The organism is Pseudomonas sp. SO81 (assembly GCF_030374125.1).
In the GTDB taxonomy this organism is placed as follows: Bacteria; Pseudomonadota; Gammaproteobacteria; order Pseudomonadales; family Pseudomonadaceae; genus Aquipseudomonas.
In genome coordinates this window covers 509,354-521,954 of the sequence record NZ_CP126126.1, presented here as the reverse complement: position 1 = coordinate 521,954, position 12,601 = coordinate 509,354, and the positions used below count along the sequence as shown (strand labels likewise).

Sequence of the window (12,601 nt, the reverse complement as noted above, 5' to 3'; positions counted from 1 at the left end):
CTGCCGTCTCTCTGCGCGCCGGGTTGGCTATCCAGGCAATACAACAATAAAAACCTGTGGAGTGGATATGAACGCGATCAATAGAGGTTTGTGGCTGGTCCCCTGCGCGCTGCTGGCGCTGCCGGGAGCGTCCTGGGGCGTGGAGCTGGCGCCCGGCACGGAGTTCACCGGCTACGTGCGCAGCGGCGCCGGCGGCTCCGTGGAAGGTGGCTCGCAGGCCTGCTTCCAGCTGCCCGGAGCCCGCTCCAAGTACCGCCTCGGCAACGAGTGCGAGCAGTACGCCGAGCTGGATCTGCGCCAAGACTTGCTGACCCTGGACGACGGCTCGCAGATCAGTGTCGAGGGCATGGCCCAGCTGTACAACGAGTACGGCCACACGCCCAAGTTCACCGGTGACTACGGCTTCGCGCGGATGAACCAGATGTACGCCGAGTGGAGCAACATGTCGGCGCTCAATGGCGGCTCGCTGTGGGCCGGTCGCCGCTTCTACAAGCGTAACGACATCCACATCTCCGACTTCTACTACTGGAACCAGAGCGCCACCGGTTTCGGCCTGGACAGCGTGAAGATCGGCGACCTCAAGTACAGCTACGTGTTCTCGCGCAAGGACGACTACTTCCAGGAGCCCTACATCAATCGCCACGACTTCAACGTCGCCGGGTTCCAGACCAACCCCAATGGCGAGATGGAGGTCGGCGTCAGCTATATCGACAAGCCCGACAGCACCGACGCCCATAGCGGCTGGTCGATCACCGCGCAGCACAAGCAGAAGGAGTTCCTCGGCGGGGTCAACACCTTTGCCCTGCAGTACGGCGAGGGCCCGGGCACCGGCCTTGGCTATACCGGCGATCCGACCCTGGACAGCAGCGCCACCAGCTGGCGTGCGGTGGAGTTCTTCGACTTCCAGCTGACCCCGCGCCTGGGCGGCCAGGTCGAACTGGTGTACCAGAAGGACAAGCGCGATGACGGCGCCGACCAGAACTGGCTGTCCGTGGGCGGGCGCGCCAGCTATGCCATCACCGAGGAGTTCAAGCTGGTCGGCGAGATCGGTCGCGACCAGGTGGAGGCCCCCGGCGGTACCCGCAAGCTGACCAAGTTCACCGTCGCGCCGACCTGGGCGCCGGCCGGTCCGGGCTTCTGGACCCGCCCGGAAGTGCGCCTGTATTACACCTACGCCAACTGGAACGAGGCGGCGCAGCGCTCGGCGAGCATGCTCGCGGCGGGCTCGGCCCTGTCCGACAGCGGCGTGTTCGGCGACGACCTGCACGGCTCCAACTTCGGCGTGCAGGTGGAGTACTGGTGGAAATGACCGAGCGGGAGTGGCGTCGTCGTGGCCGTTGAGCCACACCACGCGCCTGTCGGGCGCAGCGCGCTGGCGGAACATCCGCTGGCGGCGCTGTTCCGTTTTCCGTCGCGCCAGGTGTTCCGCTGGGACAGGCATCAGGGGCGCGACATCCTGCTGATCGACCATCCGCTGTGCCAGGCGGTGTTCAGTCGGCAGGGCGGTCAGTTGCTGCACTTCCAGCCGCGCGGCCAGCGCCCGTGGCTGTGGTGTGCGGCGCACTGGCACAACCTCGGTGCCATTCGCGGCGGGGTTCCGGTGTGCTGGCCGTGGTTCGGTCGGCATCCCAGCGAGAGCGGCTGGCCGCACCACGGCTGGGCGCGGCTGAATGACTGGCGGCTGGTCGGCAACGAGGCCGACCGGGATGGCGTGCGCCTGTTGTGGCGCCTGGAACTGTGCGACTGGCGGGTAGAGCTGAAGGCCCATCTGGGCACGGAGCTGGACCTGCAGCTGGTGACCCGCCACGGCGACAGCGAGGCCTGCCAGCTCAGCCACGCCTTGCATGCCTATTGGGCGGTCAGCGATGTATCGCGGGTCAGCCTGAGTGGCCTGGAGGGCGCGCAAGGGCGCGATCTGCTGCTGCGCGAGCCGTGCCGGCAGGACGGCGAGCTGCGGGTAGGCGAGGCCTGTCATCGGGTGTTTCGCCAGGCTGGAGTCCTGCACCTGCAGGACCTGGCGTGGCAGCGACGCCTGCGCATCGATACCGGTGCGGGGCCCAATTGCGTGGTCTGGCACCCCGGTGGTCGACCGCTGGCCGAGGTGTCCTGGCGCGAGGCGCTGGGTTTTCTCAGCGTGCAGGTGGCCGGTTGTGGCGACGACAGCCTGACCCTGGAGCCCGGCGAGGAGGCGCTGCTCAGCCTGCGCGCCAGGCTGGAGCAGGGCTGAACCCCGGGCGCCCGGCGGCGGTCTCCTGACTATCGATCCTGCGCGGTCCGTCAGGCTGGGCAGAGGGTAGCTCAGTCGGCTTCGCCGTCGCTGGGGAAGCGGCTGGCGTTGAGGCTTTCCTTGATCTTGCGCAGGTGCGGATGGAAGTCCACGCCGCGGCGCAGGGTCATGCCGGTGGCCAATACGTCGAGCACGGTGAGCTGGATGATGCGCGAGGTCATCGGCATGTAGATGTCGGTGTCTTCGGGCAGCGGGATGTTCAGGCTCAGGGTGCTGGCCTTGGCCAGTGGCGAGTCGGCCGCGGTCAGGCCGAGCACCGAGGCGCCGTTCTGCCGCGCCAGGCGCGCCACCTCCACCAGCTCGCGGGTGCGGCCGGTGTAGGAAATGATCACGAACAGGTCGCCCGTGTGCGCCACCGACGCCAGCATGCGCTGCATCAGCACATCGGAATGGGCGGACACGGCGAGGTTGAAGCGGAAGAACTTGTGCTGGGCATCCAGGGCCACCGAGGCGGAGGCGCCGAGGCCGAAGAAGTGGATCTGCCGGGCCTGGATCAGCAAGTCCACGGCATGGCTGATCAGCTGTGGGTCGAGCTGTTTGCAGGCGCTGTCCAGGGAGGTGATGGCGCTGCCAAAGATCTTGCGGGTGTAGGCCTCCGGGCCGTCGTCGGCCTCGACCGCGCGGCTCACGTAGGCCGCGCCGCTGGCCAGGCTCTGCGCCAGCTGCATCTTCAGCTCGGGGTAGCCGCTGACGCCGAACGAGCGGCAGAAGCGGTTGACCGTCGGCTCGCTGACCTGGGCCTCCTGGGCCAGGGTGGCGATGCTGTAGCGCGTGGCTTGCTGCGGGGCGGCGAGGATCACTTCGGCGACCTTGCGCTCGGCCTTGTTGAGTTCGCCAAGGCGGTTCTGGATCTGCTCCAGCAGGTTGTTCACGCGGTCCATGTCGGTTCCTGGGAGGGGACTGCAATCGGACGCTTATCGTACTGAGCGTTCCGGTGTCCGGCCACCGGTATCTGGCTGGCAGTCAGGGATGAATGAGGGTTTTTTGGTAAATGTAGTTTTATTACTACATTTTGTCTTGATGAATCACTTTTGCAGGTGTATTCATATGCCAATGTTTGACGAAAGAATAAATAAAATGACCGTTGACGCGATTGAACCCTGCACCTTCGCCCTGTTCGGCGCCTATGGCGACCTGGCCCTGCGCAAGCTGTTTCCCGCCCTGTACCAGCTCGACCGCGCCGGCCTGCTGCATGCCGATACCCGTGTCCTGGCGCTCGGCCGGGAAGGCGGCGAGAGCTCGCAACAGCTGCTGGTGATCGAGGGGCACCTGCAGCGCTATGTGCCCGCGGAGGAGATCGACGAGGCGTCCCTGCAGCGCTTCCTCTCCCGTCTCGGCCACCTGACCATGGATTTCCTCAGTGCCGAGGCCTATCCGCTGCTGGTCGAACGGGTCGGCCAGGCGGAGCGGCTGATCGCCTATTTCGCCACGCCGGCCAAGGTCTACGGCGCGATCTGCGCCGGGCTGGCGGCGGTCGGCCTTGCCGAGCGCACCCGTGTGGTGCTGGAAAAACCCATCGGCCACGACCTGGAGTCGTCCCGCGCGGTGAACGAGGCGGTGGCCCTGCATTTCCCCGAGGGCCGCATCTATCGCATCGACCATTACCTGGGCAAGGAGACGGTGCAGAACCTGATCGCGCTGCGCTTCGCCAACAGCCTGTTCGAGACCCAGTGGAACCAGCACCACATCAGCCACGTGGAAATCACCGTGGCCGAGCAGGTGGGCATCGAGGGGCGCTGGGGCTATTTCGACCAGGCCGGGCAGCTGCGCGACATGATCCAGAACCACCTGCTGCAGCTGCTCTGCCTGATCGCCATGGACCCGCCCTCGGACCTCTCGGCCGACAGCATCCGCGACGAGAAGGTCAAGGTGCTCAAGGCGCTGGCGCCGATCACCAGCGAGCAGCTGGCGCACCAGGTGGTGCGCGGCCAGTACGTGGCAGGCAGCATCAAGGGCAAGGCGGTGCCGGGCTACCTGGAGGAAGAGAACTCCAACGCGCAGAGCGACACCGAGACCTTCGTCGCCCTGCGTGCCGAAGTGCGCAACTGGCGCTGGTCCGGCGTGCCGTTCTACCTGCGCACCGGCAAGCGCATGCCGCAGAAACTGTCGCAGATCGTCATCCACTTCAAGGAGCCGCCGCACTACATCTTTTCCCCCGAGCAGCGGCCGATGATCAGCAACCGCCTGATCATCCGCCTGCAGCCGGACGAGGGTATTTCCCTGCAGGTGATGACCAAGGAGCAGGGCCTGGACAAGGGCATGCAGCTGCGCAGCGGCCCTCTGCAGCTGAGCTTCTCCGACACCTACCGCAGTGCGCGCATCCCCGATGCCTACGAGCGTCTGCTGCTGGAAGTGATGAAGGGCAACCAGAACCTGTTCGTGCGCAAGGACGAAATCGAATACGCCTGGCAGTGGTGCGACCAGCTGATCGATGGCTGGCAGCGCCAGGGCAGCGCGCCCAAGCCCTATGCGGCAGGAACCTGGGGGCCGACGGCCTCCATTGCATTGATCACCCGTGACGGCAAGGACTGGTATGGCGATCTCTGATTTGCAACTGCCGGCGCAGGTGCTCGGCTTCGGCCTGGGCAACGCCGAGCAGCTGGCTGGCGAACTGGCCATGACCGTGGCCAATGCGTTGCGCCTGGCCATCGACACGCGCGGCGCCGCCAGCCTGGTGGTGTCGGGCGGGCGCAGCCCGATTGCCTTCTTCGAGCGCCTGGCACGCCAGGAACTGGACTGGTCGCGGGTGGCGGTGAGCCTGGCGGATGAGCGCTGGGTGCCGGTCGGCCACGCCGACAGCAATGAAGGCCTGGTGCGCCGCCACCTGCTGCAGGGCGCGGCAGCCAAGGCGCGCTTCATCGGCCTGTATCAGCCGGCCGCCACGCTGGAGGAGGCGGCCATGCTGGCGCACCAGGCGCTGGCCGAGTTGCCGCAGCCGATCAATGTGCTGGTGCTGGGCATGGGCGAGGACGGCCATACCGCGTCGCTGTTCCCCGCCAGCAGCAATCTTGACCTGGCCCTCAGCGCCGATTGCGCCCAGCGCTGCCTGCCGATGCACGCACCCAGCGTGCCGCGTCAGCGCCTGAGCATGCCGCTGGCGCTGCTGGCTGGCGCGCGCCTGACCCTGCTCGCCGTGCAGGGCCGCGGCAAGCTCGACACCCTGCGCCAGGCCCTGGCCGCCGAAGGCGATGCACAGATGCCGATCCGCGCCTTCCTGCGCCGACCTCTCGAAATCTACTGGTGCCCCTGAGCCCGAGGAGCCTGCCATGAGCAGCATTTCCCAACGCAGCGCAAGCCGGCGCGACGCCGTCCCCGACATGGCCGACAAGATCGAGCTGATCGACAACCTGTGCGCGCGGGCGCGCATCCTGCCGGTGATCACCATCGAGCGTGAGGAGGACGTGCTGCCGCTGGCCGATGCCCTGGCCGCCGGCGGGCTGGACACGCTGGAGATCACCCTGCGCTCCGAGCATGGCCTGGGCGCCATCCGCACCCTGCGCGAGCAGCGGCCCAACCTGTGCGTCGGCGCCGGCACGGTGCTCGACGAGCTGATGCTGGCCGAGGCCGAAGCGGCCGGGGCGCAGTTCATCGTCACCCCCGGCTGCACCGCCGAGCTGCTGCGTGCCGGCGTCTACAGCCCGCTGCCGCTGTTGCCGGGTATCAGCAGCGCCTCGGAAATCATGCTCGGCTATGCCCTCGGCTACCGCCGCTTCAAGCTGTTTCCGGCGGAGATCTCCGGCGGCGTGGCGGCGCTCAAGGCCCTCGGCGGGCCGTTCGGCAACGTGCGTTTCTGCCCCACCGGCGGCGTTACCCCGGACAACGTGCGCAACTACATGGCCCAGCCCAATGTGATGTGCGTGGGCGGCACCTGGATGATGGACCGTGACTGGATTCGCCAGGGCGACTGGGCGCGCATCCAGGCCGCCAGCGCCGAAGCCCTGCAGTTGCTGGCCTGAGGCCGGCATCGCATCTACCGCTAGGAACTTGAGGAGTTACCCCATGAGTGAGAGCAAGCGAGACGCCGCCCCACATGACCCGCAGGCCGAGCCGGACCTGCCTCGCGACTTCGATATCCGCGCCCGCTACGCCGAGCAGCAGGAGCTGCTCAACCCGCGCAGCGAGCCGCTGCAGGGCAATGCGCCCGCCAGCCGTTCCGCACACTGATCCCACTTCTTCTTCAGGCCCCCGTCATGACCACAGCCAGCCAGCTCGAGCACCTGTTTCCCACCCTCGCCGAGATTCCCGAGCGTTACCGCCCCGGTGCGCCCATCGAGCAGCGCGAGTACCTGGTCAATGGCGAGCTGCGCCGCTGGGATGGCCCGCTGGCAACCGTGCGCAGCCCGATCTTCCTGGCCGGCGAGCAGGGCGATCAGCAGGTGGTGCTGGGCAGCACGCCGCTGCTGGATGCCGACGCCGCGCTGATCGCCCTGGATGCCGCCGTGCAGGCCTACGACCATGGTCAGGGCCTGTGGCCGAACCTGCGCGTGGCCGAGCGCATCCAGCATGTCGAGGGCTTCCTGGCGCGCATGCGTGAACAGCGCGAGGCGGTGGTGCGCCTGCTGATGTGGGAGATCGGCAAGAACCTCAAGGATTCGGAGAAGGAGTTCGACCGCACCTGCGACTACATCGTCGACACCATCGAGTCGCTCAAGGAGCTGGATCGCCGCTCCAGCCGCTTCGAACTGGAGCAGGGCACCCTCGGCCAGATCCGCCGCGTGCCGCTGGGCGTGGCGCTGTGCATGGGGCCATACAACTACCCGCTGAACGAGACCTTCACCACGCTGATCCCGGCGCTGATCATGGGCAATACCGTGGTGTTCAAGCCGGCCAAGTTCGGTGTGCTGCTGATCCGTCCGCTGCTCGAGGCGTTCCGCGACAGCTTCCCGCCGGGGGTGATCAACGTCATCTACGGCCGTGGCCGCGACACGGTCAGCGCGCTGATGGCCAGCGGCAAGATCGACGTGTTCGCCTTCATTGGCACGCACAAGGGCGCCGCCGACCTGAAGAAGCTGCACCCGCGCCCGCACCGCCTGCGCGCCGCGCTGGGCCTGGATGCGAAGAACCCGGGCATCGTCCTGCCGCAGGTCGACCTGGACAACGCGGTGGACGAGGCGATCACCGGCGCGCTGTCGTTCAACGGCCAGCGCTGCACGGCGCTGAAGATCCTCTTCGTGCATGAGGATGTGCTCGACGCCTTCCTCGAGAAATTCACCGCCAGGCTCGCCGTGCTCAAGCCCGGCATGCCCTGGGAGGACGGCGTGGCGCTGACCCCGCTGCCCGAGCCGGGCAAGGTCGACTACCTCAATGGCCTGCTCGATGACGCTATCGCCAGGGGCGCGCGGGTGATCAACCCCGGCGGCGGTGCGCACCGGCAGAGCTTCTTCTACCCGGCGCTGCTCAGCCCGGTGACGCCGGACATGCGCCTGTACCAGGAGGAGCAGTTCGGCCCGCTGGTGCCGGTGGTGCCGTACCGTGAGGTGAAGGAGGTGATCGACTACGTCCTGCATTCCGACTACGGCCAGCAGCTGAGCATCTTCGGCAATGATTCGGCCGAGGTCGGGCGGCTGGTCGATGCCTTCGTCAACCAGGTCGGCCGCATCAACATCAACGCCCAGTGCCAGCGCGGCCCGGACAGCTTCCCGTTCAACGGCCGCAAGAACTCCGCCGAGGGCACCCTGTCGGTACAGGACGCCCTGCGCGTGTTCTCCATCCGCACCCTGGTGGCGACCCGTTTCAACCCGCAGAACAAGGCGCTGGTCAGCGAGATCATCCGCAACCGCGAGTCGGGCTTCATCACCACCGACTACATCTTCTGACTCGGTGTGCAGCCGCGGCTAGCGGAAGTCGCGGCTGCGCACGTCCAGGCCGTCGAGCAGTGGCGTGAGGTCGTGCAGGCGGCCGGCGATCACATGGCGCACGCCGCTGGCCTGTTCCAGATGACCGTCCACCTGCATCAGCCGCGAGCCCACCAGCACGCGGCGCTGGCGCTCGGCCAGTTCGAGGCGCACCACCACGTTGAGCATGCCGAACTCGTCTTCCAGGGTGACGAAGGTGATGCCACTGGCGGTCTGTGGCCGCTGCCGGCCAATGACCAGACCGGCGACCTTGACCAGGCGACCGTTGCTGAGTCCGTCCAGCTCCCGGGAACTGCGGCAGCGCCGCGCGCGCAGGTCGTCGCGCAGCAGGGTCAGTGGGTGCGGCCCCAGGGTGGTGCCGATGGTGGCGTAATCGGTCTGCACGTCCTCGCCCAGGCTCGGCTGCGGTAGCTCGACTATTACCTCGTCGGCGGCCGGCAGATCGGCGAACAGCGGCGCCTGGCGCTCCACGCCGGCGATCGCCCAGCGCGCCTGGTGGCGATGACCGACCAGGCCCTGCAGGGCGCCGGCATCGGCCAGCAGGGCGCGGCAGCGGTCGTCCAGGTCGACGCGCAGGCAGAGATCGGCGATATCGCTGAAGGGCTGCGTCTGGCGGACCCGCTCCAAACGCTGCACCTGCTCCACGCGCAGGCCGCGGATCAGGCGCAATCCCAGGCGCAGGGCGGGCTGCCCATCCGCACCGGGCTCCAGGCTGCAATCCCAGTTGCTGTGGCGCACGTCCAGCGGGCGGATCTCGACCTGGTGCCGGCGCGCGTCCTGCAGCAGCTGGTCCGGGCTGTAGAAACCCATCGGCCAGCTGTTGATCAGGGCGCAGACGAAGGCCGCCGGCTCGTGGCACTTGAGCCAGCTGCTGGCATAGGTGAGCAGGGCGAAGCTGGCCGAGTGGGACTCGGGGAATCCGTAGTTACCGAAGCCCTTGATCTGCTCGAAGATGCGTGCGGCGAACTCGGGGCTGTAGCCGCGCGCCAGCATGCCCTCGGTCAGGCGCTGCTGGTGCGGCTCCAGGCCGCCGCGGCGCTTCCAGGCGGCCATGCAGCGGCGCAGGTCGTCGGCCTCGCCGTGGGTATAGCCGGCGGCGACCACCGCCAGCTCCATCACCTGCTCCTGGAACAGCGGCACGCCCAGGGTGCGCTCGAAGACCTTCTTCAGCTCCTCGCTGGGGTAAGTCACTGCCTCCTCACCGTTACGGCGGCGCAGATAGGGATGGACCATGTCGCCCTGGATCGGCCCCGGGCGGACGATGGCTACTTCGATCACCAGGTCGTAGAACTCCTTGGGTTTCAGGCGCGGGAGCATGGCCATTTGCGCCCGCGACTCGATCTGGAACACGCCGATGGTGTCGGCGCGGCTGATCATCTCGTAGGTGGGCTTGTCGTCCGGCGGCAGCGTCGCCAGGGTCCAGCGCTGGCCGCGGTAGCGTTCGATCAGGTCGAAGCAGCGGCGCAGGGCGGTGAGCATGCCCAGGGCCAGCACGTCGACCTTGAGCAGGCCGACCTCGTCCAGATCGTCCTTGTCCCACTGGATCACCGTGCGCTCGGCCATGGTGGCGTTTTCCACCGGCACCAGTTCGCTCAGCGGCTGCTCGGAGATGACGAAGCCGCCGGGGTGTTGCGACAGGTGGCGGGGAAAGCCGATCAGCGCCTCGGTCAGCGCCAGCACCCGGCGCAGTGCGGGACTGTCCGGGTCGAAGCCGGCCTCGCGCAGGCGCTCGGGCGGCGGCAGGCGATCGGTCCAGCGGCCACAGCAGTCTGCCAGGGCGCCTTGCTGTTCCGCCGGCAGGCCGAGGGCCTTGGCCACGTCACGGATGGCGCCGGCGCCGTGGTAGGTATTGACCACGGCGGTGAGGGCGGCGCGGTCGCGGCCATAGCGGCGGAACACGTACTGGATGACTTCCTCGCGGCGCTCGTGCTCGAAGTCCACGTCGATGTCCGGCGGCTCGTTGCGCTCGCGCGACAGGAAGCGTTCGAACAGCAGGTTGGTGCGGCCCGGATCGAGTTCGGTGATGCCGAGGACGAAGCACACCGCCGAGTTGGCCGCCGAACCTCGGCCCTGGCAGAGGATGTGCTGGCTACGGGCGTAGGCGACGATGTCGTGCACGGTGAGGAAGTAGCTTTCGTAGCCCAGCTCGGCGATCAGCTGCAGCTCCTTCTCCAGCTGATCCCGCACCTTCTGTGTCGCACCATCTGGCCAGCGTTTGCGCATGCCTTGCTCGACCAGGTGGCGCAGCCAACTGGTCGGCGTCTCGCCCTTTGGCACCACCTCGTGCGGGTACTGGTAGCGCAGTTCGCTCAGGTCGAAATGGCAGCGCTCGGCGATGCGCAGGGTTTCCTCCAGCAGCTGCGGCGGGTACAGCGTGCACAGCTCCGCCGGCGTGCGCAGATGACGCTCGCCGTTGCTGAACAGATGCTGACCAGCCTCGGCCACGCACAGGTGATGGCGGATGGCGGTCATGCAGTCCTGCAGGGCGCGGCGGCCACGGGCGTGCATATGCACATCGCCGCAGGCCACGGCGGGGATGCCGGTTTGCTCGGACAGTGCCAGTAGCTCGGCCAGGCGCGAGGCATCGTCCGGGCCGCGGTGCAGCTCCACGCCCAGCCACAGGCGCTGGGGGAACAGCGTCTGCAGCCAGTGGCCGTCCTGCGCGTTGTCCCGGTCGGGCAGCCACAGCGCCAGCAGGCCCTCCAGCGGCGCCGACAGGTCCTCGCGCAGCAGGCGATAGCTGCCCTTGTCGGCGCGCCGGCGGGCGCGGGTGATCAGCTGGCACAGGCGCTGGTAACCGGCCAGGTTCTCCACCAGCAGGACCAGCTTGGGGCCGTTGTCGATGCGCAGCTCGCAGCCGACGATCAGGGGCACGCCGCTTTCCTTGGCCGCCTGCCAGGCGCGCACGATGCCGGCCAGGCTGCATTCGTCGGTGATCGCCAGGGCGCGGTAGCCCAGGCGCCGGGCGCGCTCGAACAGCTCCAGGGCGCTGGAGGCGCCGCGCTGGAAGCTGAAGTTGGACAGGCAGTGCAGCTCCGCATAAGCGCTCATGCGAACCACCCGTGCAGCTGGAACGGCTCGTCCGCGCCGACGCTGCGGAACACCCAGGCGCGCTGGCCGCTGCGGGTTTCCACCAGGTAGTAGTCGCGGCGCAGGTCGCCGCCGTCCCACCAGCCGGATTCGATGCGCTCCGGGCCGGCGAGGATGCGCGCCAGCGGTTCGCGCAGCGGCTGTGGCTCGTGCAGCAGCCAGCCCGGACGGGGCCGATCGGCGAGAGCCATGGCCTTTCCGGGGAAGGGGCGCCAGGCCTGTTCGGGGCGCGGGTCGGCGTGGGCGTTGAGGCCATGCAGGGCGTCATCGCCGAGACGGGCGCGCAGGCGTTCGCGCAGTTGCTCCCAGCTCTGCTTCTGCTGGGGGCGTGGATCGAACAGCTCGCGGCATTCGGGTACGAAGGCCGGCAGGTCGCGAGCCGTCAGCGCCAGGGCCAGCACCGGCGCGGGCAGTTGCAGCTGTTCCAGGCGCACGCGGGTCAGCTCGAAGAGCAGACCGGCGTCGCGTTCGGCGGCGAGCAGGCCGACCTTCAGCTCGGTGGCCACGCCGCTGCGGTGCTCCAGGGCCAGGCTGAAGCGCTGCACGCCACCGTCGCGGCTGGCCAGGTAGGCAGCCAGGTCACCCATGGCGCGGCGCAGCGGAAACAGCAGGGCCTGGTGCGAGGCAACCTCGAAGTTCAACTCGATGCGCGTGCTGAACTCGTCGGGCGGCAGGTAGAAGTCCAGCCCCAGCGGACGGTGGCCGAGCAACTGGTCCAGGTGCTCCAGCAGCTGGGATGGAAAGCGCCTGGCCAAGCCTTCGCGCGGCAACTCCAGGACCTGGCGCAGCTGGCGCAGGCCCATGCGTGCCAGGGCGCCGGCCATCTCGCCGGGCAGGCCGGCGCGGTTGACCGGCAGTTGGGCGATGGCCCGGGGCAGTTGCCGCTCGTTGACGGCCAGCTCGGCGTGGGCATTGGCCAGGGCGCGGGCGGCGGCCGGGTTGGGGGCGAGGACAATGCGATGGCGATAGCCCAGGGCGTCCAGCTCCGTGCGCAGCCGTTGCTCCAGGCGGGGCCAGGGGCCGAGCAGGGCCAGGCTGGAATGCACCTCCAGCAGCAGGGCGCGCGGGTAGTGCAGGCTGACCTGCGAGCTGAAACGGTAGGCCCAGGCGGCGAGGAACTGCTGGCAACGCTCCACGGCGGCCAGGTCGTAGTCGGCAGTGGCGAAGTCGCGACTGAGCAGCTGGGCGGCGTTCAGCGCCATGCCGGGACGCAGGCCGAGCTCGCGCGCCGCCGGGTTGAGCGCCTGCAGCACGCGGCGATTGGCCGGCCCGCTGAGCAGTGCCAGCGGCGCCTGCGGGTCGTCGCGCTGGCGTAGTGCGTGGTCCAGCGCCAGTTGCGGCAGGAGGATGCAGGCCCAGCGCATTCGAG

General features: G+C 68.3%; 10 protein-coding genes. 7 read left to right on the top strand and 3 right to left on the bottom strand.

Annotated features, from left to right (window positions below; all coding sequences use genetic code 11):
- Positions 1–67: 67 nt before the first annotated feature.
- Positions 68–1,309, top strand: a complete 1,242-nt coding sequence (locus tag OH686_RS02400; RefSeq protein ID WP_289536012.1) for a maltoporin — start codon at positions 68–70, stop codon at positions 1,307–1,309.
- Between the two features lie 63 nt (positions 1,310–1,372).
- The gene (locus OH686_RS02395) at positions 1,373–2,227 is read left to right on the top strand and encodes an aldose epimerase family protein (RefSeq protein WP_289538780.1); all 855 of its coding nucleotides are present in this window, start codon (positions 1,373–1,375) and stop codon (positions 2,225–2,227) included.
- Between the two features lie 71 nt (positions 2,228–2,298).
- Here the strand turns inward: OH686_RS02395 and OH686_RS02390 are convergent, their stop codons facing one another.
- Positions 2,299–3,159, bottom strand: coding sequence for a MurR/RpiR family transcriptional regulator (locus OH686_RS02390; protein WP_171016340.1), 861 nt, complete (start codon positions 3,157–3,159; stop codon positions 2,299–2,301).
- Positions 3,160–3,364: 205 nt separating this feature from the next.
- Here OH686_RS02390 and zwf point away from each other — a divergent pair, with 205 nt between their 5' ends.
- The 5 genes from zwf (at position 3,365) to OH686_RS02365 (ending at position 8,103) form a co-directional block, all read left to right on the top strand.
- Complete coding sequence (gene zwf / locus OH686_RS02385; RefSeq protein WP_289536011.1) at positions 3,365–4,834, top strand: glucose-6-phosphate dehydrogenase; 1,470 nt, start codon at positions 3,365–3,367, stop codon at positions 4,832–4,834.
- A complete protein-coding gene (pgl, locus tag OH686_RS02380) occupies positions 4,821–5,537 on the top strand; it encodes a 6-phosphogluconolactonase (RefSeq protein WP_289536010.1) in 717 nt (238 codons plus the stop codon). The genes zwf and pgl overlap by 14 nt, the downstream gene beginning before the upstream one ends.
- Positions 5,538–5,604: 67 nt before the next feature.
- Complete coding sequence (locus OH686_RS02375) at positions 5,605–6,243, top strand: bifunctional 4-hydroxy-2-oxoglutarate aldolase/2-dehydro-3-deoxy-phosphogluconate aldolase (RefSeq protein ID WP_443218192.1); 639 nt, start codon at positions 5,605–5,607, stop codon at positions 6,241–6,243.
- 43 nt (positions 6,244–6,286) lie between these two features.
- Entirely contained in the window at positions 6,287–6,451 is a 165-nt protein-coding gene (locus tag OH686_RS02370; protein WP_289536009.1) for a hypothetical protein, read from the top strand.
- A 26-nt stretch (positions 6,452–6,477) separates the two neighbouring features.
- Positions 6,478–8,103 (top strand): NADP-dependent glyceraldehyde-3-phosphate dehydrogenase, encoded by a 1,626-nt coding sequence (locus OH686_RS02365; protein WP_289536008.1) that lies wholly within the window; start codon positions 6,478–6,480, stop codon positions 8,101–8,103.
- A gap of 18 nt (positions 8,104–8,121) precedes the next feature.
- On the opposite strand, the gene OH686_RS02360 is transcribed toward OH686_RS02365, so the two are convergent.
- Positions 8,122–11,193, bottom strand: a complete 3,072-nt coding sequence (locus tag OH686_RS02360; protein ID WP_289536007.1) for an error-prone DNA polymerase — start codon at positions 11,191–11,193, stop codon at positions 8,122–8,124.
- Entirely contained in the window at positions 11,190–12,596 is a 1,407-nt protein-coding gene (locus OH686_RS02355) for a Y-family DNA polymerase (RefSeq protein WP_289536006.1), read from the bottom strand. The genes OH686_RS02360 and OH686_RS02355 overlap by 4 nt, the downstream gene beginning before the upstream one ends.
- Positions 12,597–12,601: the final 5 nt, after the last annotated feature.